This is a genomic window from Adlercreutzia sp. CNCM I-6207 (assembly GCF_977072305.1).
In genome coordinates this window covers 1-26,592 of the sequence record NZ_CDRVLZ010000016.1, presented here as the reverse complement: position 1 = coordinate 26,592, position 26,592 = coordinate 1, and the positions used below count along the sequence as shown (strand labels likewise).

The 26,592-nt window shown below is 66.4% G+C and carries 19 protein-coding genes; 12 read left to right on the top strand and 7 right to left on the bottom strand.

Going from position 1 to position 26,592, the window contains the following annotated elements; translation table 11 throughout:
* Window positions 1-66 precede the first annotated feature (66 nt).
* A complete protein-coding gene (gene rpsA, locus ACW4QM_RS08885; protein ID WP_117285000.1) occupies window positions 67-1,287 on the top strand; it encodes a 30S ribosomal protein S1 in 1,221 nt (406 codons plus the stop codon).
* Between the two features lie 141 nt (window positions 1,288-1,428).
* Window positions 1,429-2,028: a dephospho-CoA kinase gene (gene coaE / locus ACW4QM_RS08880; RefSeq protein WP_161127477.1), complete on the top strand. Its 600-nt coding sequence runs from the start codon at window positions 1,429-1,431 to the stop codon at window positions 2,026-2,028.
* 170 nt (window positions 2,029-2,198) lie between these two features.
* On the opposite strand, the gene ACW4QM_RS08875 is transcribed toward coaE, so the two are convergent.
* Window positions 2,199-3,317, bottom strand: a complete 1,119-nt coding sequence (locus tag ACW4QM_RS08875) for a YeiH family protein (RefSeq protein ID WP_161127476.1) — start codon at window positions 3,315-3,317, stop codon at window positions 2,199-2,201.
* A 193-nt stretch (window positions 3,318-3,510) separates the two neighbouring features.
* On the opposite strand from ACW4QM_RS08875, the gene uvrB reads away from it, so the two are divergent.
* Window positions 3,511-5,628 (top strand): excinuclease ABC subunit UvrB, encoded by a 2,118-nt coding sequence (gene uvrB / locus ACW4QM_RS08870; RefSeq protein WP_202427820.1) that lies wholly within the window; start codon window positions 3,511-3,513, stop codon window positions 5,626-5,628.
* A gap of 264 nt (window positions 5,629-5,892) precedes the next feature.
* Window positions 5,893-7,530, top strand: a complete 1,638-nt coding sequence (locus ACW4QM_RS08865) for a polysaccharide deacetylase family protein (protein ID WP_161127474.1) — start codon at window positions 5,893-5,895, stop codon at window positions 7,528-7,530.
* Window positions 7,531-7,533: 3 nt separating this feature from the next.
* On the opposite strand, the gene ACW4QM_RS08860 is transcribed toward ACW4QM_RS08865, so the two are convergent.
* From ACW4QM_RS08860 to ACW4QM_RS08850, 3 genes are read right to left on the bottom strand one after another with little or no spacing between them, the layout of a single operon-like run.
* The gene (locus ACW4QM_RS08860) at window positions 7,534-9,150 is read right to left on the bottom strand and encodes a DNA repair protein RecN (protein ID WP_114549049.1); all 1,617 of its coding nucleotides are present in this window, start codon (window positions 9,148-9,150) and stop codon (window positions 7,534-7,536) included.
* A 9-nt stretch (window positions 9,151-9,159) separates the two neighbouring features.
* Window positions 9,160-9,606, bottom strand: coding sequence for a PIN domain-containing protein (locus tag ACW4QM_RS08855; protein WP_114549048.1), 447 nt, complete (start codon window positions 9,604-9,606; stop codon window positions 9,160-9,162).
* A 2-nt stretch (window positions 9,607-9,608) separates the two neighbouring features.
* Window positions 9,609-9,899 (bottom strand): hypothetical protein, encoded by a 291-nt coding sequence (locus ACW4QM_RS08850; protein ID WP_114549047.1) that lies wholly within the window; start codon window positions 9,897-9,899, stop codon window positions 9,609-9,611.
* A 253-nt stretch (window positions 9,900-10,152) separates the two neighbouring features.
* Here ACW4QM_RS08850 and ACW4QM_RS08845 point away from each other — a divergent pair, with 253 nt between their 5' ends.
* From ACW4QM_RS08845 to acpS, 5 genes are all read left to right on the top strand, one after another.
* The gene (locus ACW4QM_RS08845; RefSeq protein WP_161127473.1) at window positions 10,153-11,358 is read left to right on the top strand and encodes a coiled-coil domain-containing protein; all 1,206 of its coding nucleotides are present in this window, start codon (window positions 10,153-10,155) and stop codon (window positions 11,356-11,358) included.
* 504 nt (window positions 11,359-11,862) lie between these two features.
* Entirely contained in the window at window positions 11,863-12,924 is a 1,062-nt protein-coding gene (pheS, locus tag ACW4QM_RS08840; RefSeq protein WP_022739492.1) for a phenylalanine--tRNA ligase subunit alpha, read from the top strand.
* A gap of 218 nt (window positions 12,925-13,142) precedes the next feature.
* The gene (pheT, locus tag ACW4QM_RS08835) at window positions 13,143-15,593 is read left to right on the top strand and encodes a phenylalanine--tRNA ligase subunit beta (RefSeq protein WP_161127472.1); all 2,451 of its coding nucleotides are present in this window, start codon (window positions 13,143-13,145) and stop codon (window positions 15,591-15,593) included.
* A gap of 112 nt (window positions 15,594-15,705) precedes the next feature.
* Window positions 15,706-17,553, top strand: coding sequence for a glutamine--fructose-6-phosphate transaminase (isomerizing) (gene glmS / locus ACW4QM_RS08830; RefSeq protein ID WP_161127471.1), 1,848 nt, complete (start codon window positions 15,706-15,708; stop codon window positions 17,551-17,553).
* A 79-nt stretch (window positions 17,554-17,632) separates the two neighbouring features.
* Complete coding sequence (acpS, locus tag ACW4QM_RS08825; protein WP_231699493.1) at window positions 17,633-18,184, top strand: holo-ACP synthase; 552 nt, start codon at window positions 17,633-17,635, stop codon at window positions 18,182-18,184.
* Window positions 18,185-18,618: 434 nt separating this feature from the next.
* Here acpS and ACW4QM_RS08820 read toward each other — a convergent pair whose 3' ends face one another.
* From ACW4QM_RS08820 to ACW4QM_RS08810, 3 genes are all read right to left on the bottom strand, one after another.
* The gene (locus ACW4QM_RS08820) at window positions 18,619-20,541 is read right to left on the bottom strand and encodes a hybrid sensor histidine kinase/response regulator (RefSeq protein ID WP_161127470.1); all 1,923 of its coding nucleotides are present in this window, start codon (window positions 20,539-20,541) and stop codon (window positions 18,619-18,621) included.
* On the bottom strand, window positions 20,493-21,185 hold the full coding sequence (locus ACW4QM_RS08815) for a hypothetical protein (RefSeq protein ID WP_237974074.1): 693 nt from the start codon (window positions 21,183-21,185) through the stop codon (window positions 20,493-20,495). Before ACW4QM_RS08815 ends, ACW4QM_RS08820 begins: the two co-directional genes overlap by 49 nt.
* 114 nt (window positions 21,186-21,299) lie before the next feature.
* Window positions 21,300-22,295, bottom strand: coding sequence for an ADP-dependent NAD(P)H-hydrate dehydratase (locus tag ACW4QM_RS08810; protein WP_237974073.1), 996 nt, complete (start codon window positions 22,293-22,295; stop codon window positions 21,300-21,302).
* Between the two features lie 184 nt (window positions 22,296-22,479).
* Between ACW4QM_RS08810 and ACW4QM_RS08805 the strand changes: the two genes are divergently transcribed.
* From ACW4QM_RS08805 to ACW4QM_RS08795, 3 genes are all read left to right on the top strand, one after another.
* Window positions 22,480-23,016 carry an HdeD family acid-resistance protein gene (locus ACW4QM_RS08805; RefSeq protein WP_237974072.1) on the top strand — a complete coding sequence of 179 codons (537 nt, stop codon included), beginning with the start codon at window positions 22,480-22,482 and terminating at the stop codon, window positions 23,014-23,016.
* 409 nt (window positions 23,017-23,425) lie between these two features.
* Window positions 23,426-25,561: an NAD-dependent DNA ligase LigA gene (gene ligA / locus ACW4QM_RS08800; protein ID WP_237974071.1), complete on the top strand. Its 2,136-nt coding sequence runs from the start codon at window positions 23,426-23,428 to the stop codon at window positions 25,559-25,561.
* Window positions 25,562-25,852: 291 nt separating this feature from the next.
* Window positions 25,853-26,428, top strand: coding sequence for a C40 family peptidase (locus ACW4QM_RS08795; protein ID WP_157012739.1), 576 nt, complete (start codon window positions 25,853-25,855; stop codon window positions 26,426-26,428).
* Window positions 26,429-26,592: the final 164 nt, after the last annotated feature.

Below are 26,592 nucleotides of genomic sequence, written 5' to 3'. Positions count from 1 at the left end.
CGAACATGGTACGTATCAACCATCATGACGAAGGGTCCCCGATTTAGTTTTTGAAAGGGGTCCGTTTTGACCGAAATCAAGAACACCTCCGTGATCGACTTCTCCGACATCTCCGATGAGCAGATGAACGAGATGATCGACGGCACGCTGACCGAGTTCGACGAGGGCGATCTCGTCGACGGCACCGTCGTCAAGCTGGAGCACGACGAGGTGCTGGTGGACATCGGCTTCAAGAGCGAGGGCGTCATCCCGGCCCGCGAGCTGTCCATCCGCAAGGACGCCGATCCGTCCGACATCGTGAGCCTGGGCGACAAGATCGAGGCGCTGGTTCTCCAGAAGGAGGACAAGGACGGCCGCCTCATCCTCTCCAAGAAGCGCGCCGAGTACGAGCGTGCCTGGATTTCCGTCGAGGAGAAGTTCAAGGCCGGCGAAGTGGTCACCGGCGAGGTCATCGAGGTGGTCAAGGGCGGTCTTATCCTGGACATCGGCCTGCGCGGCTTCCTTCCGGCGTCTCTCGTGGACCTGCGCCGCGTGAAGGATCTGGACGCCTACCTGGGCACCGAGATCGAGGCCCGCGTCATCGAGATGGATCGCAACCGCAACAACGTCGTGCTGTCCCGCCGCGTTCTCTTGGAGGAGGGCCGCAAGAACGAGCGCGCCGAGATCCTCTCCAAGCTCTCCAAGGGCATGCGCCTCAAGGGCAACGTTTCCTCCATCGTGGACTTCGGCGCCTTCGTGGACCTGGGCGGCATCGACGGCCTGGTCCACATCTCCGAGCTGTCCTGGAACCATGTCAACCATCCCTCCGAGGTCGTCAAGGTGGGCGACGAGGTGGAGGTCGAGGTGCTCGACGTCGATCTGCAGCGTGAGCGCATCTCCCTCGGTCTCAAGCAGACCACGCCCGACCCGTGGATCCAGCTGGTGGAGAACTACCCGGTGGGCACCATCGTCGACGGCAAGGTTACCAAGATCGTGCCCTTCGGCGCCTTCGTCGAGCTGGGCGACTCCATCGAGGGCCTGGTGCACATCTCCGAGATGGCCGGCCGCCACATCGACACCCCGGCGCAGGTCGTGCATGCGGGCGACGATGTGAAGGTGAAGGTCATGGAGATCAACCCGGATCGCCGCCGCATTTCCCTGTCCATGAAGGCTGCTGCCGAGGAGCTCGGCTTCGAGATCGACGTGGACGAGTCGGTGCAGGCCGAGGAGAAGCCGGCCCGCCGCAAGAAGGACGAGGCTCCGGCCGAGGCCGAGGTCGTCGAGGTGGAGACCGTCGACGCCGAGTAGCCTCTGCGGGTTCGTGCGACTGCGAACGACCAGTGACTTTTCAAAGGCCGCTCTTCGGAGCGGCCTTTCTCGTGTATGATGGTTCCGTTGAATTACTTGGATATGATCGCGCGAAGGGGCGCGGTTTCGGAGGAGGTTCACATGAAGAAGCTGTTTCTCATCGGCGGCATGGGCGCCGGGAAGTCCACGGCGCGCAAGGCGCTCACTGACGAGGGCCTGGCCTGGATCGATCTCGATCAGGTGGGGCACGAGGTGCTCACGTGGGACACGGTGAAGGACGACCTGCGCGGCGCCTTCGGCGATGATATCTTCGACGAGAACGGGGAAGTGGTGCGCAGCGCGCTGGCCGCCAAGGCCTTCGCGACGCCGGCCGCCACGCGCAAGCTGAACACCATCACGATGCCCCGTATCGAGGAGCGCTACACTGACCTCATCGACGGCTTTGAGGCCGAGGGCAAGCCGGCCGTGGTGGTGGAGTACTCGGTGTTCCGTAATCGTCAGAGCTCGCTGGCCTACGGGGCCGATGTGGTCATGGCGGTGCTCGCGCCGCTGGAGACCCGCATCGAGCGCGCCGTGAAATCGGGCTTTCCCGAGGAGGACGTGCGCGCCCGCATCGCTCGCCAGATCACCGACGCCGACCGCATCGAAGCCTCGGATGTCGTCTTCAACAACGACGGCACCCCCGAGGAGCTGCGCAACGAAGTTATCTCCTGGTGGAACGAATATAAATCCTGTTGCTAACGCAACAGGATTTTATGCCGATGCTGCGAGGCCCTGTCGCATTTCATCTTCGCCCTTGTTTTGGCCACGGCGCGTACCAGAGTACGCTTGGGCCAAAGGCGGACGAATCTGAAACGCGACAGGGCCTCTCGCTGATTTCCTGGGGCGAACTTGTGTCGTTCTGCTGCTAGTTACCACAGGTTTAGTAAGTGCTGCATCCCCAGGCTGGCAGCGGCGATGCAGATCCAGCAGATGAGGCCCATGAGGATGGGCTTGGCACCGCTCCTCACCAGCTTCACGAGGTCGGTGTTCAGGCCAATGGCGGCCATGGCCATGACGATGAAGAACTTGCTCAAGGCCTTCAGAGGCGCGAAGGCGGCCGCGTCGGCTCCAGCGGCAACAGCAACCGTGGTGATGACCGAGGCTGCCAGGAAGAGCAGGATGAAGGTGGGGAAGGCGCGCTTCAGTGAGAAGCCGCCGAGAAGCCTCGCGCCGGTGGGAGCCGCTGCGGCGTTGGCGGCAGGGTCGCTCACTGCCAGGCCGTCGGTGCCGGGTCCGGCCACAGCCGCACCGGCGCCTGCTGCGTTCTCCTTGCGAGCCATGACGATGGCCAGTACGAGCGTGATGGGGATGATGGCGAGCGTGCGCGTGAGCTTCACGATGGTGGCGTCGTCAAGGGCGTTCGATCCGGGATGCATGCCGTCCCAGGCGGCCGCGGCGGCGGTGACCGACGAGGTGTCGTTCACGGCGGTGCCGGCGAACAGCCCGAAGCCCTCGTTGGACATGCCGAGCATACTTCCCAGGGTAGGGAAGATGAGCGCCGCGATGACGTTGAACAGGAAGATGACCGAGATGGCCTGGGCCACCTGCTCGTCCTTGGCGCGGATGACCGGCGCCGTGGCGGCGATGGCCGAGCCGCCGCAGATGGACGAGCCCACGGCGATGAGCGTGGCGATGGCGGAATCCATGCGCAGCACGCGGTAGAGGATGTAGCCCACGATGAGCGCCGTGGCGATGGTGGTGAGGATGATAGGCAGGCTCTCGGCGCCCACGGCGGCGATCTGGGCGAGGTTCAACCCGAAGCCCAGCAGGATGACGGCGTACTGCAGCACCTTTTTCGCTGTGAAGCCGATGCCGTCCTGCACGATGCCGCGCGCCGGCTGCTTCCACCAAAGGGCGATGACCATGCCGATGAGGATGGCGAACACCGGGCCGCCCACCACGGGCAGCGCCTCGCCGAGAAACCAGCAGGGAAGGGCGATGGCCGCGCACAGGCCGACGCCGGGGGCCACGTTCTTCACGTTCGCCACGATGATCTCCTCACGTCGCGGGATGTCAACAGCGATTGCAGAGTATAGCACTCATGGTTGGACGGATCGTGAACTTTAAGCGAACATCTGTTCATTTCTTGGGGAAGGTGCTAGACTGTTCTCCTTATAGCGAATTACTGTGAGAGGAGGGATGCGCGTGTCCACTCATCTTTCCAATATAGAAGGTATGGAAATGGCGGGGAAGTTGCCGGAGGTGCGGCTGGCGAACACCCCGTTCAAGGTGGTCTCGCCCTTCGAGCCGTCGGGGGACCAGCCCGAGGCCATCGCGGCGCTCGCGAAGGGCGTGGAAGAGGGCCTGCGCTACCAGACGCTTCTGGGCGTCACCGGCTCGGGCAAGACCTTCACCATGGCAAAGACCATCGAGGCGGTGCAGAAGCCCACGCTCGTCATGGCGCCGAACAAGACGCTGGCGGCCCAGTTGGCCGCCGAGCTGAAGGAGTTCTTCCCCGACAACGCCGTGGTGTACTTCGTCTCCTACTACGACTACTACCAGCCCGAGGCCTACGTGCCCTCATCGGACACCTTCATTGAGAAGGACGCCTCCATCAACGAGGAGGTGGAGAAGCTGCGCCATGCGGCCACCTCGGCTCTGCTGTCGCGGCGGGACGTCATCGTGGTGGCATCGGTGAGCTGCATCTACGGCATCGGCAGCCCCATGGACTACGCCGGCATGGCGGTGTTCGTCGACAAGCAGAAGGAGATGGACCGCGACCAGGTCATCCACGAGCTCATCGACATCCAGTACGACCGCAACGACTACGAGCAGAAGCGCGGCACCTTCCGCGTGCGGGGTGACGCGCTGGATGTGTTCCCGCCCTACGCCGACCATCCGGTGCGCATCGAGTTCTGGGGGGACGAGATCGAATCCATCGACGAGATCGACCAGGTCACGGGCGAGGTGCTGAACTCCTACGAGGCGCTGCCCATCTGGCCGGCGTCCCACTACGTCACGGCGCGTCCGAAGATGGACAAGGCCCTCGGCACGATTCAAGACGAGCTGCGCGAGCGCCTCATGCAGTTCAAGGAGGAGGGGAAGCTTCTTGAGGCTCAGCGTCTGGAGATGCGTGTGAACTACGACTTGGAGATGCTGGAGACCATGGGCTTCTGCTCCGGTATCGAGAACTACTCGCGCCATCTGGACGGGCGCGCGCCGGGCGAGCCGCCCTATACGCTCATCGACTACTTTCCGAAGGACTTCCTCTGCATCATCGACGAGTCCCACGTCACGGTGCCGCAGATCCGCGGCATGCACGAGGGCGACCGCTCCCGCAAGATCACGCTGGCCGAGCACGGCTTCCGCCTGCCCAGCTGCCTGGACAACCGCCCGCTTCGCTTCGACGAGTTCGAGGAGCGCATTCCACAGTTCATCTACGTGTCGGCCACGCCCGGCGATTACGAGGAGAAGGTGAGCCTCGCCCAGGTGGAGCAGGTCATCCGCCCGACGGGCCTACTGGATCCGGAGATCGTCGTGCGCACGAGCGCCAGCCAGATCGACGACATCATCGACGAGGCGAAGGAGCGGGCGGCGCGCAACGAGCGCGTGCTCATCACGACGCTCACGAAGAAGATGGCGGAGGACTTGACCGACCACTTGCTCGACCAGGGCGTGAAGGCGCGCTACATGCACTCGGACATCGCCACCCTGGAGCGCACGGAGATCCTGCGCGATCTGCGCCGGGGCGAGTTCGACGTGCTCGTGGGCATCAACCTTCTGCGTGAGGGACTCGATCTGCCCGAGGTGTCGCTCGTGGCCATCCTGGACGCCGATAAAGAGGGCTTCCTGCGCAACCACCGCTCGCTCATCCAGACCATAGGCCGCGCGGCCCGCAACGTGTCCGGCCAGGTCATCATGTACGCCGACCGCATCACCGATTCTATGCGCCGGGCTATCGACGAGACGCGCCGGCGCCGCGACATCCAAATGGCCTACAACGAGGAGCATGGTATCAAGCCCCAGACTATCCGCAAGGCCATCAACGACATCATGGGCTTCATCACGGAAGATGTGGAGGGCGCCACTGCCGAGCAGGTGAATAAGGAGCTGGCAGAGCTTTCCCGCGAAGAGGTCCTGCGGCTCATCTCGTCCATGGAGGACGACATGGCCGCCGCGTCCCGCGACATGGACTTCGAGGAGGCGGCGCGTCTGCGCGATCAGGTGGTGAAGCTGAAGAGCACCGTGGAGGACAAGTCCGAGGAAGACGTGCTGAAGGATCTGAAGAAGGGCGCGCGAAAGGGGAGCGCCTACGGCAACCGCAAGCACGCCGCCTACGGGTCGTCGCGCGCGAGTTAAAGGCGCTGCGCCCGGGCTCCTGCCATCGCCGCAAGATTCGTCTCGCAGGACGCCGACCTTCGCAGGACGGTGCCCCTGCGGGACGGTGGCGCGGCGGGGAAGTGCCCTCTGGGACGGCGCGGGCTGTTCAGTTTTCGTGGATTCGGGACGGATTGCGAACTTTACGGAAATGTAAGCTGCTCTGCCGTGAACGCCCCGTCACTTCGTCGTATAATCGCGAGAAAGCACCTGCACCACCTGAAGTACTTCCTAAGGAATAAAGCGATGCCCGATCAGCCCGCCTCCCAAGGTTCGAATAACCCCCGCAACAACCCGCGACAGCACAAGAAGCCCACCCGGCGCCACCCCGGCGCCTCCGTGCCGGCCTCGGTTCCCCATTCCCACGGGGTCTCAGCACCGCAGCCGCAGTCGGCGGCCGTCCCGCCGGAAATGCGCCCCCAGCCGGCAGCGCAGGCCCCTTCCCCGCAGCAGGAGCCGGCAGCGCCTCGCGAGCAGACGGACTATGGCGCCCAGACGCAGGATCCGCGCCTGCATGAGGCGCCGTCCTATCAGCCGCACGCCTATCAGCAGGCCCAGCCCCAGCCTCGCCAGGCGGCGTCGCCGCACGGCTATGCGGGCTACGCGGCCCAGGTGCCCCCGCGGGTCGTTCCGGCCACCAAGGCCGATGGCCAGGTGGCTCCCTATGCCGATATGGGGCGCTACAAGAAGAAGGGCAAGAAGAAGGCGAGCGTCGTCTCCATTATCGTCTCCGTGGTCATTCTGGCCGCCATCGGCGTGGGGGTGTACCTGTATCTGAACCCGCTGCAGTTCAACGTGACGGTCAACGGCATGACGCGCACGGTGGATCGGGGGACGACCTTGAACGACATGATCGCCGAGGGCGTCGTCTCCCCGCAGCCGGGCAATCTGCTCGCCGTCGACGGGGAGGTTCTGGAAGAGGGCGGCGGCGCTGCCTTTGCCGGCACGGTCAACGGCAATGAGGTGACCGACGGCGCAACTGAGCTGCACAAGGGCGATGTGGTCCAGCTGGACGACGGCGCCGATGTGACCGAGGAATACGATGTAACTACCGAGGAGACGGCCCCGGGCCAGGTGGAGCTGGGCGAGGGGGCCGTCCACGTGTACGTGCCCGGTGAGGCGGCCCAGGTGGAGAAGCGCACCGGCAAAGTGTCGGGCAAGACGGTGGAGGAAACCGTGAAGGAGGGCTCCGACAACGTCTATCTGAAGTACAACGCGAACACGAACGGCGAGAAAGTCATCGCGCTCACCTTCGACGATGGCCCGTGGCCCACGACCCAGGAACTGCTCGACGTGCTGAAGGAGAACGACGCCGTGGCGACGTTCTTCACGATCGGCGAGCAGATTTCCGATAAGACCGATTACGTGGAGACGATCAAGCGCATGGCAGCCGAGGGTCACCAGATCGGCACCCACTCCTACGACCATGCGGCCACCGGCGGCGGCAACGGCGTGGACATGACGCGCCAGAGTCCCGAGAAGCAGATTGAAGAGGTGCAGATGGGCCAGCAGGCCATCGCGGATGCGACGGGCGCCGAGGCGTCGAAGGTGTTCCGTTCGCCGGGCGGCAACTTCCACGACGAGATCATCTGGAACTTGCAGCCCTACATCACGGGCGAGATCGGCTGGAACGTGGACACCGAGGACTGGCGGCGACCGGGCGCCGACGCCATTGCGGAGCGCCTGCTGTCGGCGAAGCCAGGGGATGTCGTGCTCATGCACGACGGCGGCGGCGATCGGAGTCAGACCATCGAGGCGCTGAAGATCGCGCTGCCCCAGCTGCGCGCCGAGGGCTACAAGTTCGTGACCATCGACCAGCTTCTGGCCTACGATGACGCCAAGGCCCTCGCCCAAGAGCTGGCGGCCCAGCAGGCAGCGGAATAGGCGTTACTGCCCCAAGAGTTCGCGGGCGTGGGCGAGGGAGGTCTCGGTGGCGGTGCCCGACAACAGGCGCGCCACTTCGGCCACGCGCTCGTCGCCCTCCACCGGGGTCAGAACCGTTTCGGGCGCGTCGCCCGCGGTTTTCGTCACGGTGTAGTGGGTATCGGCGAGCACAGCCACCTGGGCCAGATGCGTGATGGCGATGACCTGGTGGCTTTCCGCCAGCTCCGCCAGCACGGCGGCGAGCGCATTGGCGGTGCTTCCGCCCACGCCGGCGTCCACCTCGTCGAAGATAAGGGTCTCCGTGCCGTCCTTTGCGCCCAAAGCCACCTTGATGGCCAGCATGACGCGGCTGATTTCGCCTCCGGAGGCGATGCGGGCCAAGGGGCGCGGCTGCATGGAGGCGCCGGGCTTGAACTCGAAGACGACGCTTGCGCTGCCCGCGGCGCTCCAGCTTTCGCGGGGCAGCGGCTCCACCGTGCACACCAGCGCCGCCGTCCCCATCTCCAGGCGTCCGAGCACCTCGTTGACCGCCGCCGCGAACCGCGGCGCGGCCTCGATGCGGGCTGCATCATAGGCGGCCGCCGCTTCGGCGAGGGCGCTTTCGGCCGCTTCCGCGGCCGCCTCGGCGCGGGCCAGGTTCTCGTCGGCGTCGTCGACGAGCCCGACGAGGGCCGCCGCCTCGTCCCAGCGCTCGAAGACGGCCTCCATGGTGGGACCGAAGGAGCGCATGAGCCCCATGAGCTGCCCCATGCGCTTCTGGGCCGCGGCCAGAGACTCGCCGTCGAAATCGATGGCGTCGCAGTAGCCGGCCATATCCCGGGAGACGTCCTCCACGACGAAGCAGATTTCCCTCAGCGACGCGGCGAAGGGGGCCAGCGACTCGTCGGCCCGGGAGGCCTCCTCGATGAGGGAGATGGCCGTGTTCAGGGCGTCCAGCGCGCCGCCGTCGCCGGAGAGCGCCTCGGCGGCCCCGTGGGAGTTGCGGGCGAGCACCTCGGCGTGCTCGGCCCGGGCGAGCCAGTCGCGCGTTTCCTCGTACTCGCCGCCCTCGGGGTTCACCGCCTCTATCTGCTGCAGCGTGAAGCGTGCCTCCTCCAGCTGGGTGTTGGAGGCGCTCGCCGTTGCCCTCAGCTCTTCCAGGGCCGTCTCGGCGGCACGGGCATCGGCGAGGGCCTCGCGAAAGGCCGCCCCTACGGTGCTTTCCAGATCGGCCCAACCATCGAGGATGCGGCCGTGCTCTGCCGGCTTCAGCAGCGATTGGTACTCGTGCTGTCCGCAGAGCTCCACCAGCGGCCCCACCGTGCGCGCGAGCTCCGACACGCTGGCCATGGCGCCGTTTATCGTGGCGCGGCTGCGGCCGTCGGCGCTGACCTTGCGCACCGCGACGAGCTCTTCGGCGGTGGGATCGGAAGGGAACAGGCGTCCCCGCACTTCGGCGTTTTTTGCCCCCTCGCGCACGCAGGAGCTGTCGGCGCGCTCGCCGACGAGCAGCTTCACGGCGCTGACGAGCGCCGTCTTTCCGGCGCCCGTCTCGCCAGTGAGGACGGTGAGACGGGGGGAGGGCGAAAGGGAGGCCTCGCGGATGAGGGCCACGTCCTTCACTTGGATTTCGTCGATCATGGTTCCCCGCTAGAAGTCGATGACGTCGAAGACGATGCCCTGCTCCGCCTCAAGCACGCTGAACAGCTCGTCGGGGGCCACGCGGCGCACGGCCCGGGAGACGGATACCTCGCCGCCGTGGGTGACGATGAAGTCGGCCTGCAGCTTGCGGGCGCAGGATTCGGTGAGGGCCGCGTGATAGGGCAGCCCCTCGTGTTCCAGGGCGAAGCGCACGTCGGGGCCGTCGATCGAGCACACGGACAGAAACGCCATGGCCGAACGCAAAGCCGAGCGGGCGTCGTGGTCGGAGAGGGCCTCGGCGAGGGCGGTGCGCACCTCTCCGAAGGCCTCGGCGGAGACCCACAGCTCCGCGGCCCCGGCCAGCTCCATGGCATGGAGCTTCACCCAGGCGGCGGCGGTGCTCTCGCGTTCGCCAATGAAGTCGAGCAGAACGTCGCTGTCGATGAGCAGGCGCATGGCTATTCTCCTCCCCTGGTTGCGGGCGCGCCGTCGCGGGCCTCCCAAAACGACGCCGGTACGGGGCGCGTGGCCTGGCGCAAGCGGAAGCGCAGCTCGTTGGCCTGGGCGTCGGTGAGGGTGATGCGCAGGGGAGATTCTCCCCGTTGCGCATCGGGCAGCTCGCCGGTGGCGAGTACGTAATCGTAGGCAGCGTTCACCAGCTCGGTGGGGGACGAGCCGATGGACCGCAGCTTCGCGTTCACCTGGTCGCGGATTTCCAGGGGCACTCGGGCCGTTACCATGGCGTGCATGGCCGCTCCTTTCTCTTGCTTTTGGCGCAGTATAACGGAACACCGAACAAATTGCAATAATAATACGAACAAGTATTTGCATTATGGTCAAAAAGTGTTATGCTCCATGGACAAGGAGTCGACGGCTCGTGTCTTTTTCGGTAAGACGCTTGCCTCGGTCGGTCGATTTGGGGAAGATGGAGCGATGCAGCGCACCGGTCGGCATGTTCGCTCGGGGAAAGCTGCGGCGTAATGGCAGAACGGAAGGGAAACCTTGGCACAGCGAGCGTTCGGAAAAGGAAAAGCGACGAGGGTCTTTCTCGCCCTGTTGCTCGCCTTCTCCCTCGTCGGCATCGGCGCGGTTCCGGCTGCGGCCGATCCTGCCGACGACACTCAGGCTGCCGTGGATGCGGCGCAGGCCACGCTGGACGAGGCCGAATCCCGCATGGCCCAGATCAATAGCGAGTACGAGCAGCTCACCGCCGAGGTGGCCGAGCTGCAGACCAAGATCGACGAGACGGCGGCGGCGGCCATGGAGGCCCAGCAGGCCATGCTCGAGGGGCGCGCGGCTTTGGGCCAGGTGGCCGTGGGCGAGTACCGCGACGGCAGTTCCATGGGGCTTTTAGGCCTCATCCTTGATTCGAAGAACTTCGACGAGCTGCTCCGCAACATGGAGTACGTCACTCAGATCATGTCCTATCAGGCCGACGAGGTGGCCGAGCAGAAGGAGCGCAAGCGCGCCTTCGACGACGTGAGCGATGAGCTGAACGCCCAGAAGAACGAGCAGGAAGAGGCTCTGGCGGCCCAGGAGGCCAAGCGCGCCGAGGCCCAAAGCGTCGTGAAGGATGCCGCGGCCCGTCTGGAGGGCGCTCAGGAGGAGCACGCGGCCCGTCTGGCCGAGCTCGCCGCTCAGGCCGAGGCCCTGCGCAAGCAGGAAGAGGAGGCCGCCGCAGCGGCGGCCGCGGCTGTGCAGGAGAGCCCCGACGCCAATACGGGCGATCGCGAGCCGGTGGTCTCCGACGACGAGGGCCCCTCCGATAACGGCGGCTCGTCGGGTAGCTCTGGCGATTCCGGCAGCTCAGGATCATCGGGGAATTCCGGCAGCTCCGGCGGCTCCGGCAACGGGGGCGGATCCGGCGGCTCGTCGGAGGAAGGGTGGCTTTCAGGCGTGGCCTCGGCCTACGGCGGCAGCACTGATCCGAACACGCCGAACCCCGGCACCACGTCCACCGGCGCCGTCTGCGACGACAACTCCATGGGCGTGGCGGTGCCCAAATCGATGCCGAACTACCGCAGTTATTTCGGACGTACGGTGGAAATCGTCTACGGCGGTCAGACCGTGTATGCCACGGTGAACGACTGCGGCTCCATGGGCGGCGGTTCCCGCGTCCTCGATCTGCAGCCGGGCGTGTGGAAGGCCTTCGGCTTCTCCAGCTGTCGCGCCTGGGGCCTGCGCACCGTCAAGTACCGCTTCCTGTAGGGCGCCGCGCCACGCTGCCGAGACGCCGGGCCTCTTCGCAGCTCGCCGGAGCCCGCTTCCCGTCTGCCTTCGCGTGCCCGCGGCCCGCTTCCCGTCTGTCGGGCGCGGGAAAGTTCTGCGGTCGCTCCGCTTCGAAGTGCGCTATACTGTGACGTTACATGCGATGACGAAGACAGCGGACGTGCGTCACGGTCGCCAGAGAAGGGCTTCACCGGCTGAGAGAGCCCGACCCTCTGAGTGCGTCTTATTCCCTTCCGAGCAGCATTCCCGAACGCGAACGCCCACGGGCGAGGCGACCAGTAGGGGTGCCGGGTGCTCCCGTCATAGAGCGCGAACAAGCGGGCGACGCCGCATCGCCACCCAATGGGTGCGCGGGTGCGTTGCCAACCGAGGTGGTACCGCGAGAGCCTTCTCCCGTCCTTGGATTCCTGGTAAGCCGCAAGCGGCCCCAGGCGGGACGGAAGAAGGCTCTTTTTTGTTGGCTCGAGAAGAAAGGCGAACCTTATGGCAATCGCAGAGGAGTTGGCGGCGCTGCGTGAGCGCACCCTGGCCGAAATCGCCGCGGCGGACACGTCGGCGGCGCTCGAGGCCGTGCGCGTGGCGGTGCTGGGCAAGTCCGGCACGCTGACCGGGTACTTGAGATCCATGGGCCAGGTGCCCGCTGAAGAGCGCGCGAGCGTGGGCAAGGCTGTGAACGCGGCCCGCGTGGAAGTGGAAGAGGCACTGGCCGCCCGCAAGGCGGCACTCGATGCCGCCGAACTTGAGGCGGCCATGGGGGCGGCGGCCGTGGACGTGACGCTGCCCGGCCGCGCCCAGCAGGTGGGTACCCGCCACCTCATCAACGGCATCATCGACGAGGTGTCCGATATCTTCTTGGGCCTGGGCTACAAGGTGGTGGAAGGCGAGGAGATCGAGACCGACTACTACAACTTCACGGCCCTGAACGCCCCGGCCGATCACCCGAGCCGTTCCATGCAGGACACCTTCTACGTGCACGACCTGTCCGGCGACACCTCGCGGGTGCGCGGCGAGTCCGACGTGCTGCTGCGCACCCAGACTTCCGGCGTGCAGGTGCACGTCATGGAGGACTGGGACTTGCCCATCTACATGATCGCCCCGGGCAAGGTGTACCGCCGCGATGTGGCCGATCCGTCGCATCTGCCGCAGTTCCATCAGATCGAGGGACTCGTGGTGGATCGCGGCATCACCTTCGGCGACCTGAAGGGCACCCTCGACTACGTGTGCAAGCAGATCTTCGGGCCCGAGCGCAAGACGCGCTTCCGCGCCCACTACTTCCCGTTCACGGAGCCTTCGGCCGAGGCGGACGTGAGCTGCGGGATCTGCCACGGCGAGGGTTGCCGCATGTGCAAGGGCACCGGCTGGATCGAGATCTTGGGCTGCGGCATGGTGGATCCGAACGTGCTTTCCATGAGCGGCATCGACCCGGAGGAGTACTCGGGGTTCGCCTTCGGCATGGGGGTGGAGCGCATCGCCTGCCTGAAGTACGACGTGCCGGATTTGCGTATGCTTTTGGAAGGCGACATGCGGTTCTTGCGGCAATTTTAGTTGTAGCTCTGCCGGGGTCGGGCTTCCGAGTAGTGCTCAGTCGCTCAGACAGTCCTCGCTCGGCGGAAATGCCCACTGGGCATTTCCGTTCGCTGCGGAACTCGCTTGGTGAGCACCACTCGAAATCCCTCTGCGCATGGTCACGGTAGGGAATAGGCAGGAACCAGTCAGAACTCTCGTTGTCATACGAGACAGGCGATTAAGAGGAAGAAACCAGTATGAAAGTATCTTTGAAGTGGCTTTCTGAGTATACGGCGGTGCCGGAGGATTTGAAGGCGTTCTGCGATCGGCTCGATTTGACGGGCACGGGCGTGGAAGGCGTGGAGAAGACCGGCGAGGCCTTTGAAGGGGTCGTGGTGGGGCACGTGCTCACCTGCGAGCCGCATCCGGATTCCGATCACATGCACGTGGTGACGGTGGATGTGGGCGCCGAGGAACTCGTGCAGATCGTCTGCGGGGCGCCGAACATCGCGGCGGACGTCAAGGTGCCCGTGGCGCTCGTGGGCGCGGTGCTGCCCGGCGATTTCAAGATCAAGAAATCGAAGCTGCGCGGCGTGGTGAGCTGCGGCATGTGCTGCTCGCGCCGCGAGCTGGGGCTGGGACAGGACCACTCCGGCATCTGGGTGCTTCCCGATGACGCGCCCGTCGGCCAGCCCATGGCGGACTTCATGGGCGCGGGAGATACCGTGCTCGACCTGGAGATCACGCCGAACCGGCCGGACTGCCTGTCTATGGTGGGCATGGCCCGCGAGGTGGGCGCCATGTACCAGCAGCCGGTGGCCTGGCCGCTTTCTGGCGATGTGGAGAAACTGGCTGCCGTGACCGCCGGCGAGGACGTGGCGGCCGCTGTCACCGTTGAGGTGCCCGATGCCGCGCGCTGCCCGCGCTACACCGCCCGGGTCATCGACAACGTGAAGGTGGGGCCCTCCCCCGAATGGCTCGCCGAGCGCGTGACTGCTGCCGGGGGCCGTTCCATCAACAACGTCGTGGACGTGACGAACTACATCCTGTACCTCTACGGCCAGCCGCTGCACGCCTTCGATTTCGCGAAAGTGGCCAGCGCTGACGGGTGCGCCCATATCGTCGTGCGCGCCGCCGCCGACGGCGAGCACCTTACCACCCTGGACGGGGAGGATCGCGAGCTGACGAGCGACATGACGGTCATCGCCACACCCGAGCGCGCCGTGGCGCTCGCCGGCGTCATGGGCGGCGAGAACAGCGAGGTCACCGAGGAGACCACCTGCGTGCTTTTGGAGTCCGCCGCCTTCGAGCGCGGCCGCACCTCCCGCACGAGCCGCAATCTGGGCCTTATCTCCGAGGCCTCCATGCGCTACGAGCGCGGTGTGGACGATCATCTGTGCGAAGTGGTCTCCCAGGCCGCGGCGGCCCTTCTGGCCGAGGTGTCCGGGGGCACGGTGCGCCCCGGGGTGGTGGACGTCTACGAGCTTCCCACCGCCCGTCCGGAGCTCATCTTCCGCATCCCGCGCTTTGTGGCCATGATGGGGGCCGACATTCCCGCCGACTTCATTGAGGACATTCTCGTGCGCCTCGGCTGTGCCGTTGAGGCCACCGACGACCCTTCCGTGCTCTCGGTGCTGCCGCCCACCTTCCGCCCCGATCTGGAGCGCGAGATCGACCTGTACGAGGAAGTGCTGCGCCTGTGGGGCATGGACCGCATCCCGCCGACGCTGCCCGGCGGCCGCGAGCGCGTGGGCGCGCGCACGCCGGAGCAGGAGACGGTGCGCGTGATCAACGACACCCTGCGCGCCTCCGGCATGAATGAGACCATGACTTACTCCTTCGCCGAGCCCGGCGACATCGAGCGGCTGCGCCTGCCCGCCGAGGGGCTGGGCCTGGCCGTGGAGCTTCTGAACCCGCTGAACGCGGACATGTCGGTCATGCGCCAGTCCATCGTTCCCGGGCTTCTGCGCTCGGTGGCCTATAACCAGGCCCGCGGCGTGAAGAACATCCAGCTTTACGAGATCGGCACGGTGTTCGCCGCCGCCGAGGGACGCAAGAAGGCCAAGGAGCGCAAGAAGCTCGCCGGCGTTCTGGCCGGTTCCATGCGCGATGCGGCGTGGAACTCACCGGCAGTGCCCTTCGACTTCTTCGACGCCAAGGGCGTGCTGGAGAACCTGGCCCGCGAGCTGGCGCTGCCCAAAGTGCGCTTCCGGGCGCTTTCCGCCGATGAGGCCCCGCAGCTGCAGCCGGGCCGCGCCGCCGAGATGATGGCGAACGGCGCGGTTATCGGCTGGGTGGGGGAGATCCATCCGCTCGCGGCCGACGCCTTCGGGGCCGAGCCGCCCGTGGTGGCCTTCGAGCTTGATGTGGCGGCGCTCGTGCGCGCGTGCCGTCCGGCCCGCGACTACGTGGACGTGCCCACCTTCCCGGCCGTCACGGTGGATCAGGCCTTCGTGGTGGCCGAGGACGTGCCCCATGAGAAGATGGTCCAGGTGATGACCTCGGCCGGCGGGAAGCTTCTGGAATCCGTGGCGCTGTTCGACGTGTACCGCGATGCGGAGCGCGTGGGCGCCGGCAAGAAGTCCATGGCCTACAGCCTCGTCTACCGCGCGCCCGACCGCACGCTGACCAGCGAGGAAGTGGAGCGCGCCCACGGCAAGCTCGTGTCGAAGGTGGAAAAGGCCACCGGCGCCGAGATCCGCGGGTAGCTCCGCGCTTTTCGTGGAAGGCGGCCGGGGACGGCGCCCCTTCGGTACAATAGCGAACCGGCAAATGAGTGAGGGCGGCCTCGTGCCGCCCGCTTTCGATAAAGGAGCATCTATGTGCGGAATCGTCGGCTATACCGGTGAGGCGAGCGCCACTCCCATCCTGGTGGAGGGGCTCACCCGCATGGAATACCGCGGCTACGACTCGGCGGGTGTGGCCGTGGAGCAGGACGGCGGCATTCAGGTGATCACGCGCAAGGGCAAGGTAGCCGAGCTCGCGCACACCCTCGGCCACTTCGAAATGACGGGCTCCTGCGGCATCGGGCACACCCGCTGGGCCACTCACGGCAAGCCGAGCGAGGCCAACGCGCACCCGCACACCTCGTGCTCCGGCGACATCGCCGTGGTGCACAACGGCATCATCGAGAACTTCGCCGAGCTGCGCGAGGAGCTCGTCGGCCGCGGGCACGTCTTCAAGAGCGAGACGGATACCGAGGTGGTGGCGCACCTCGTGGAGGAGTCCTACCACCGCATGCTCGCCGAAGGCACCGGCGACCTGCGTGCGGCGGTGGCCGAGGCGGCCGCGCGGCTCGTCGGGGCCTACGGCCTGGCCGTCATGGCCGATGCCGAGCCGGGCACGATCATCGCCTGCCGCAAGGATTCCCCCATCGTGGTGGGCTGCGGCGAGACCGGCAGCTACGTGGCCTCCGACATCATCGCGATGATCGACGCCACGCGCGATGTGGTGGTGCTCGCCGACGGGCAGATGGCGCGCCTGCGCCCCGATGGCATCGAGTACTACGACGAGGCCGGCAACCCCATTAAGCCCGACGTCACCCATGTCGATTGGGATCTCGACGTCGCCGAAAAGGGCGGCTACCCCGACTTCATGCTGAAGGAGATTCACGAGCAGCCCCGCGTCATCCGCGATACGCTGGCCGGCCGCCTGGTTGCCGGCTCGCTGGTCATCGACGAGCTGGACATGACGCCGGCCGAGCTCAACCTGGTCGATCGCGTCTACATTATCGCGTGCGGCACCTCCTACCATGCGGGCCTTATCGCCAAGAACCTCATCGAGAGCTGGGCGCGCATCCCCTGCGAGGTGGAGGTCGCCAGCGAGTTCCGCTACCGCAATCCCATCATCACGCCCACGACGCTGGTCGTGGCCGTATCGCAATCGGGCGAGACGGCCGACACGCTGGCCGCCATCCGCGACGCCCGCGTGAAGGGGGCGAAGGTCTTCGGCATCACGAACGTGGTGGGAAGCCCGGTGGCCCGCGAATCCGACGGCGTCATCTACACCAAGGCCAACAAGGAGATCGCCGTGGCCTCCACGAAGAGCTTTTTGGGACAGGTCGTCTCCCTCACGCTTTTGGCGATGCTGCTCGGCCAGGCGGTGGGCCGGCTGACCGGCCGGCAGATCAAGCTTCTGTTCAGCGAGCTGGCCGATACCGCCGAGCAGGTCGAGCGCATCCTCGCCGACTGCGATCCGGCGGTGGAGGCGGCGGCCGACGCCATGGTGGACGCGACAAGCGCCCTGTTCATCGGCCGGGGCATGGGGGCCGCCACCAGCTACGAGGGCGCCCTTAAGATGAAGGAGATCAGCTACCTGCACGCCGAGGCCTACGCCGCCGGCGAGATGAAGCACGGCCCCATCGCCCTTATCGACGAGGGATTCCCCGTGGTGGCCATCGCGACGAAGAGTCCCGTTTACGACAAGGTGGTGTCGAATTTACAGGAGTCCCGGGCCCGCGGTGCCTGCATCATCGCCGTGGCCACCGAGGGCGACGAGGAAATCGCCAAGCACGCCAACCACGTCATCTACGTGCCGAAGGTGCGCGACGCCTTCTCGCCCATCACGGCCAGCGTGCCCTTGCAGCTGCTCTCGCGCGCCGTGGCCGTCAAACGCGGCTGCGACGTGGACCAGCCCCGCAATCTCGCGAAATCGGTGACGGTCGAATAGCTATGAGTCTCTTTCGGCGCCGCGCTCGATCCCGAGGCGGCGCCTTTGCGTATCCCCGATGATCTGAAAGGCAGATGGAGTGGCCCGATCGAAGAAATCCCAAGCCGTCGTCGATGGCGCGCTTGCCATGGACGTGCCCAACGAGGAAGTGGGCCTCGGCGTGGACATCGTGGAAATCGCGCGCATGCGCAAGATCATCGATCGCTCGCCGGCCTTCGTGGAGAAGGTGTACTCTGCCGCCGAGCGGGCCTATTGCGACTCCCATGCTCACCCCGAAGTGCACTACGCCACCCGCTTCGCCGCCAAGGAGGCGGTGCTGAAGGCGCTCGGCACGGGGTTTTCCGAGGGCATCGGCTGGCTCGATGTGGAAGTGCGCCGCACGAGCAAGGGGCGCCCCTACGTGGTGCTCACCGGACGCGCCCGCGAAGTGGCCCGCGAGCAGGGCGTGCGGGAGATCCCCCTTTCGCTGTCCTACACCCATACCGATGCCGTGGCCTGCGCCATGGCCATCACCGAGGAGTCGGTGGCGGCCACCGAGCGGCGGCGCGACCCCATGGAGGAGCTCACTCGCCAGTTCAAGGACGCCCGCGCCCTGCTGGACGACCTCCCGGGAGCGCCTGCGGCTGGGTAGAATCCCAGGGTGTCGTGCGGCGCGGTTCGCACCCGCGAGGGCCGCCTCCCGCGCTGTGGCCAAAAAAGTATCGCCGACTGCATTTGGAAGGGTCTCTGGACCGCATTTTGGCCAAAAACGGGCCGCTAGCTGTAATGGCATCGCCCAGCTCATTTCACGGCTGCAACCTCCGATCCTCTGAGCTGGGAAAACTCAAAGAAGCTACAAGGAACTCTCCCAACAGACGGTACGATGGCCAAAAAGTAAGTCCAAACTGCCAGTCTGCGGCCTGTTTTTGGCCAGAATCCCCTTCCAGCTGCTCGCAAGCGCGACGCAACGCGCATTTTCGTGCAACGCATCATGTCCCGCTCAGGCGTACGAAGCGAAAACGAGGCGGCCGCCCTCACGACGACCGCCTCGCGCACCCCCGCGGCCGCCTTCCACGAAAAGCCCGTCTAAGACAGCTCGGCTACGACGCGTTCCAGGGTGTGGACGTCGATGGGCTTGGCGACATGGGCGTTCATGCCGCAGGCGAGGGCCTGGCGCTCGTCCTCGGCGAAGGCGTTGGCCGTCATGGCGATGATGGGGATGGTGCCGGCGTCGGGGCGATCCATCGCGCGGATGGCCCGGGCGGTGTCGTGGCCGTTCATCACGGGCATTTGCACGTCCATGAAGATCATGTCGAAGGTGCCCGGGGCGCTCATCCCGAACTTCGCCACGGCCTCCTTGCCGTTGGCCGCCACCTCGCAGGTGGCGTCGTGGATGTTCAGGATGGCGGTGATGACCTCCGCGTTCAGGGCGTTGTCCTCCGCCACGAGGACGTGCTTGTGCGCCAGGGCGTTCTCGCCGGTCCCGCTCGCGTCGCCGGCTCGCTTTCCGCCGTCGCCCTCGGTGCCGTCCGACTCGTCGCCGGCCGGCGGGAAGTCCAGATCGACGATGAAGGTGCTGCCCGTTCCCAGCTCGCTTTCCACGGAGATGGTGCCTCCCATAAGATCGACGAGGTTCTTCGTGATGGCCATGCCGAGGCCCGTTCCCTGAACCTTGTTGGTGAGGCTCGACTCCTCGCGGGTGAACGAGTCGAAGATGGTGGCAAGGTAGTCCTTCGACATGCCGATGCCGTCGTCGCGGACGATGATGCGCAAATGCTGCAGCTTTCCATGGCGCTTGGCGGAGCCGTCGACGCGGAAGAGGATGTGGCCGCCCTCGGGCGTGTACTTCATGGCGTTGGAGAGCAGGTTCATGAGGATCTGGCGCAGCCGCCCCTCGTCGCCGACGAGCCGGTCGTGCTCGACCTTGTCCACTTCCACGGTAAACACTTGGTTTTTGGCGTCGGTCTGCTGGCGCATCATGGCCTCGACGGATTCCACGGTGCCGGAGAGGGCGAAGGCGCTTGCTGCCAGGGTGGTCTTGCCGGCCTCGATCTTCGACATGTCCAGCACGTCGTTGATGAGCCCCAAAAGGTGCTGGCCGGAGGTGGCGATCTTGCGGTTGTAGTCGCGCACGTGGGCGGGGTTGTCGGCCTCGCGGTCGATGAGCGTGGAGAAGCCCAGGATGGCGTTCATGGGCGTGCGGATGTCGTGGCTCATGGAGGAGAGGAACGAGCTTTTGGCGCGGTTGGCGTCCTCGGCGGCGGTGGCGGCGCGCTCGAGGCGGGCGCGGATCTCGTGGTCGGCGGTGACGTCGGTGAGCGAGAAGATGGTCTTCTCGCGCTCGGCGAGCATCACGGGCCGCGCCGTCATGCGCAGCCACTGCGAGCGGCCCAGCGCCGGGTTGTCCGCCTCGAATTCCCAGGTGCGCGCCTTATCGCCGGCGCCGGAGTGCACGATGGCGGCCACGTTGGCGTAGGCCTCGTTGGGCGACAGCTCGTTGGGGACGAAGAAGTCGCGGGCCGGAATGCCGAGGATGTCCTGGGTGTTTTCGAAGACGGCCTCGACCAGGCGCTCCTTGCGGTCGACGATGAAGATGGCGGTGTCGATGTTGGCGCCGATGGCCGAGTACACGCTTTGGATGTACTGCTCGTAGCGATGCTCGCGGCGGCGCCGGTACACCATGAGAGCCACCATGGCCGCCGTCGCCAGGGCCACGGCCACGGCAAGCACGGCCACCATCTGGTTGGTGATGCCGACGATCTGGGTGCCGTCGGATTCCACCACCGAAAGCGGCAGGATGGTCACGAGCGACCAGCCGCTCTTGGCGTCGATGGGGGTGTAGAAAACGAACTGGTCGGCGCCGTCGAGGGTCATGACGAGGCTGCCAGAGGTGTTGGAGGCGATGCCGGCGAGCAGCGATGTGACCTGGGTCGAGTCAGCGTCGTCGTTGATGAGGGCGGTCAGGCTGCCTTGGACCGCCTCGTCGGCGCCGCGGTTGGCGTCGAGCACAATGGTGCCGGAGGAGTCGACGACGAAGGTGGCGCCGGCGCTGGAATAGGCGGTGCCGTAGGAGTTCTGCAGCTCGTCGGCGGGGTAGGAGACGTAGACGGCGCCGAGAATGTCGTCGGGATTGGCGGGGGGGTCGTCCCGGGGCCGGAGGCGACGGGCTCGTCGACGATGGGAGCGTAGAAGAGGATGCGGCGCTCGCCGGCGTGGCCGAGGTACATCTCCGAGGAGCCGGTCTCGCCGGCGAGCGCCGGACCGAACAGCTCGTTTTCCAGGGCCGGGTCGTACAGGTCGGTCTCGCTCGAGGAGCACCAGGTGGTGCCGTCCTTGGAGCGAATCCAGGCGGCGGCGGCCTCGTGGGTGGAGATGAAGTCCTCCACCTGGGCGCGGGCCTCTCCCGGAGTGACGTCGGCGATGAAGTGGGCGAGGCTCTTCACGGAGTTCTGGTCGGAGGCGAGGCATTCGTCCAGGTAGTGGGCGCGGGCCGTTGCCAGCTCCATGACCGAGGTGGTCGTGGTGTTGCGCACGAGGGACTGAATCTGCCCGAGGTAGAACAGGTTCACCGTGATGGCGACGGCGGCGAAGACGGCCACGATGACCAGGCCTGCGGCCATGATCTTACGGCTGTCTACTTTGACGGCGTGCACGGCCTCCCCTTTCTGCTCTCAATGACACCTCAGTATAAGGCTATAATGCCGCAATTGTGGCGAGATTCGCTATTAACCCCTGTCAATAGAAGGGGGCGAGCGTGCCGCCCCGCCTTAGGACTCGATGGCGCGGATGGCGTCGGGAAGGTAGGTGATGAGGTCCTCGGCGGCGACGCAGATGTCGGTGAGGGCGGCCGCGGCGGCCCGGCCCGCCTCGGCGTGCAGGGCGCAGCCGAGGGCCGCGGCGTCGCGGGGGGAAAGTCCCTGGGCGAGCAGGGCGCCGACGATGCCCGCGAGCACGTCGCCCGTGCCGGCCTTGGCGAGCGCGGACGTGCCCCGGTCCATGACCTCGACGGTGCCGTCGGGCGAGGCGATGAAGGTCACGGGGCCTTTGAGGGCCACAACGGCGCCATAGGCCTCGGCGAGCGCGCAGGCCAGGGCCGCAGGCGCGGGGTCGGCGGCCGCCAGCGTGGAGCGGCTTGCGGGGGAGAGGGCGCCCGCGGCCTCCGCGAGGGGGCTGCGCGTTCCGCGGGCGGCCGCGTCCTCGGCCTCTCCCAGGGCCTCCCGGGCGCCTTGGGCCAGCCGCGCCGCCTCGCCGCCGTGGGGCGTGAGCAGCGTCGAGCGCCCGGCGGCGGCCCGCTCGCGGGCCAGGCGCAGGCCGGTGGCGTTGGCGAGAAGCCCGAGGGCGCCCCCGTCGATGAGCAGAGGGGCCTCCCAGCCCCGCACCGTCTCCATGAGAAGCGAGGTGAGGGAGGTTTCCGCCGCGTCGAAGCCGCAGCCGATGACGCAGGCCGTCGGGTGGCCCGGCCGGGGCGCCGGCGCCTTGGCCGGCTTCCACGCTCTCCAGTCGCGCACCACCAAAGACGGCCGCCAGCCGCGCACGGTGATCATCGATTTCCCGGCGCAGAACACCTCGGTGTAGCCGGCCCCGCCACGCTCGCCGGCCGCAGCCGCCAGGCAGGCCGCGCCGGGGTAGGCCGCCGAGCCGACCACGAGGCTCAAGTGCCCGCGGGTGTACTTGTTGGCATCGGCGGCCGGATGCGGCAGCAGACAGGCCAGCTCGGCATTGCCCCGGCCGGGGGCCACTTTCAGATCCTCTGCGTCTTCCATCTCTTCCACACCTTCCAAATAATGAGCGAAACCCTCATGAAACGCAGCGCCAACGCAGCGCAATCCTGTCGGAAACGGGAGGGGCGCGCGGCGTAATTCTCACATTCCCGCTTCTAGAATGAATATCGTCACCGTAGCACACTGCGATGGCGGATAGCCAAAGGGTTAAGGAGTTGTGATTATCATGGACATCAAGGTAGGACGCAACTGGGGCCTGTTCGCCGCGGGCATCGCCCTGGTCATCATCGGATTCGTGCTGCTCGTGGTGCCGGGGCTCACGCTGGTGAGCATCGCTGTCATTGCCGGCTGCATGTTTCTGGCCGCGGGCATCGTGGATGCCTACGCTTACTTTAAGTACCGCGAGGCCGAGGGGCTGTCCGGCTGGGCGCTCGCCTACGCCGTCTGCGACATTATCTTGGGCGTGCTGTTCATCGTGCATCCCATAGCGTCAGCCGTGGTGATCCCCTGGGTCATGGGCATCTTCGTGGTGGCCTATGGCATCTTCGAGATTGTGGCCGCCGTCCGCTTCCGCGACGCGCTTCCCGGCTGGGGCTGGGTGCTGTTCGCCGGCATCGTGTCGCTGTTCTGCGGTATCGCGTTCTTCCTGTGGCCGGGCACCTTCGCGCTGTTCTTGGGCTTCTTCCTGATGGCCCGCGGCGTGCAGATGGCCGTCTACGGCGTGTCGCTGCCCCAGGCGACCATCGTGGCCCACACCCACTAGGAAGTGCGATGCGCCGTTGGGGAGTCGCACCCTTGGGAAGCGATGCCCGCTAGGCGAGGAGTTGGCAGCACTACGGCCGTGCCAGTGATACCATAGGCGCGGCGACCGACGAGGCCCGGAAACGCTTCCGGGCCTCTTTGTTACCCCGGCAGGATCAATTGACTCTCTGGGAGAAGCGGAGGCGTGTTTTTGGCGAAAATTTCGAGTTGTTAGACTTTGGGAAGCTCTGTTTCTCCGAATTCGCTCCTAGGTTTCCGCAAAATCCCAACATTTCTACGATAGGGTGCCTTGAAGGGAGAGCTGAGGGAAGGGCAAAACTCTAACAACTCGAAATTCTTGCCCGAAACCGGCCCTGCGATTTCCCGAGATGAAAAGACAGGATTGGCGTAATCCGAGAAAGGCGAATGGCATGGACGCAGAACAGAACCCGTTGTTCGACGGGGCGGACCTGGCGAAGGCGACGAGCGATCCGGCGGCGCGGGCCGAAGCGCTCAGGCGCGAGATCGAGCACCACAGCTACCAGTATTACGCCCTGGACGCGCCCACCATTTCGGACGCGGCCTTCGACTCGCTCATGCGGGAGCTGCGCGAGATAGAGGCGGCGCACCCCGAGCTGGTGACGGCCTCCTCGCCCACCCAGCGAGTCGGCGGGTATGTGGGCGAGCAGTTCGCACCCGTCGTGCACGAGCGGCGCATGTACTCGCTCGACAACGCCATGGATTTAGACGAGCTTGACGAGTGGATGGAGCGCACCGCCGAGGCCTGCGGAGGGGCGCTTCCGCCTCTGTGCTGCGAGCTGAAGATCGATGGCAGCTCCATCGCGCTCACCTACGAGGACGGCGTGCTCGTGCGGGCGGCCACCCGCGGCGACGGCACCACCGGCGAGGACGTGACCGTGAACATGCGCACCGTGCGCGACGTGCCCTTGCGCCTGCGCGACGAGGCGCGCGCGGCCATCGCGCCGGGGGTGGAGACGCTGGAGCTGCGCGGCGAGGTGTACATGCCGAAGAAGAGCTTCGAGGCCTTGAACGCCGCCGCCGAGGAGGAGGGCCGCGCCCCCTTCGCGAACCCGCGCAACGCCGCCGCCGGCTCGCTGCGCCAGAAGGATCCGGCCGTGACGAAGATGCGCGACCTCTCTACCTTTATGTACGCCATCGCCGATGACGCCGCCTTGGAGGTGGAGGGCCAGTGGGAGCTTCTGCAGTGGCTGCGGAAGGCCGGCTTCCACGTGAACCCGGACGTGCGGCTGTGCACCACGGCCGAGGAAGTGCGCGGCTTCTGTCGTGAGTGCCTGGATCGGCGCGAGTCGCTGCCCTACGAGATCGACGGCGTGGTGGTGAAGGTGAACGACTTCGCTCGCCAGCGCGCTATGGGGTTCACCGCCCGGGCGCCGCGCTGGGCCATCGCGTTCAAGTTCCCGCCCGAGGAGAAGACGACGCTTCTGCGCGACATCACTGTGCAGGTGGGGCGCACCGGCGCGCTCACGCCGGTGGCGGAGCTTACGCCGGTGGTGGTGGCCGGCTCCACGGTGGCCCGGGCGACGCTGCACAACCTGGACGAGGTGCACCGCAAGGACGTGCGCGTGGGCGACACGGTCATCGTGCGGAAGGCGGGCGACGTGATCCCCGAGGTGCTGGGGCCGGTGCTTTCCCTGCGCAGCCCCGAGGCGCGCATCTGGGAGATGCCGAGCGTATGCCCGAGCTGCGGCAGCCCCGTGGTGCGCGATCCGGGCGAGGTGGCGTTCCGCTGCATCTCCATCGACTGCCCGGCCCAGGCGCTGGAGCGGCTGCTGCATTGGGCGAGCCGCGGGGCGCTCGACATCGACGGCATGGGGGAGGAGATCGTCTCGCGACTCGTGGAGAGCGGGCGCGTGGCGGATGTGGCCGACTACTACTCTCTGTCCGAGGAGGAGCTGGCGAGCTTGGACATGGGCCGCGTGAAGGCCGACGGGGAGCCGGTGCGCCTCGGACACACGGTGGCGAAGAAGCTCGTCGCGGCCATTGAGGCGTCGAAGGGCCGCACCTTCGCGCGCGTGCTGTTCGGGCTGGGCATCCGGCACGTGGGCAAGACCACGGCCGAGGCCATTGCGGCGGCCTACCCCTCCATGGACGCGCTTTCGGCGGCCGGCGAGGACGAGCTGGCGGGCATCTACGGCGTGGGGCCGAAGGTGGCCCACGGGATGTGGCTGTTCTTCCGCACGCCGGACAACACCTCGGTCATCGAGCGGTTGCGCGCGGCTGGCGTGACCATGGCCGATGAGGCCGTCGCTGTCGGCGAGGAGGTGCCCCAGGTGCTGGCGGGCCTTACCTTCGTGCTGACGGGGACGCTTGCGCACTCGGGCATGACCCGCGACGAGGCCGGGGCGCGCCTGAAGGCCATGGGGGCCAAGGTGTCGGGGTCGGTGTCGAAGAAGACGAGCTTCGTCGTGGCGGGGGAGAACGCGGGCTCGAAGTACGACAAGGCGGTGGCGTTGGACGTGCCCGTGCTGGACGAGGCACAGCTATTGAACCTGCTGGAGACCGGGGAAGTACCGCGGGAAATCTAGCTGCAGGGTTCCCTGGGGCGGAGCCGCGGGGTACCCTGATTCGCTCAGACAGTCCTCGCTTGGTGGAACAGCCCACTGGGCTGTTCCAGTCGCTGCGGAACTCGCTCGGTCAGGGCACCCCGCGTCTCCGCCGGACCCAACTTCTCTTCTGACTTCATTTGTCATGAATGGGGAAGGCGTGAACGGGGCGTGGGGGTTCGGTTTAGTTCTCGCGCACGGGGCGTGAACTGAAGGCGGGCAAGTTGTGGAGGGGGTTGGCGGGCGCGCTTTCCTCCTTTAGGCTTCGGCCCCATGGTTATGTTCAAAGCGCACACCAAGGCCGCGGGGATGATTGTCGCGGCTGCTCTTCTGGCGGCGTTGTGCACCGCCTTCTCCCATCCTGCGGCCTATGCGTCCGAGGTGGAAAGCCCCTTCACGAAAACTCAGGACTTCGCCCGCGAGATAAAAGAGTACGTGGGCGATGTGGCCGACGAGGCGGCCGCCCAAGCTGAGGCTGAGGCGCTCGAGGGCCGGCGGCAGTCGGTCGTCGCCGAGGCTGATGCGCAGCTCGGGGTACCGTACTCCTACGGCGGCACGACCCCTTCGGGTTTCGATTGCTCCGGGTTCACCCGCTGGGTGTTCTCCCACGCTCTCGGTCGCGAGCTGCCGCGCACGGCTGCCGAGCAGAGTGCGCTGGGCGTCGGGGTCTCGCTGGATGAGCTGGTGCCCGGCGACCTTCTGTTCTGGGGGTCGGGCTCGGGCGTCTACCACGTGGGCATCTACGCCGGCGACGGCGAGTACATCCACGCCTCCACGGGCGGCGGCCGCGTCATGCGCGCCACCTTCGACTACTTCGCCCCCGACTTCGCCAAGCGCGTCATCGAGTAGGCGCGCCTTTTGCTAACATGATTGATGACCCCGCTCATAAGCGAACAAGGCCCTTCGTCCCGCGGTGAGTAGTAACCCTCTCCGGTACCAACAATCAGCAGAATCTGGTACCGCCAGTCAGCGGGCTTGGTACCCTGGGTAAGATAAATTGGTACCGCCGCCCA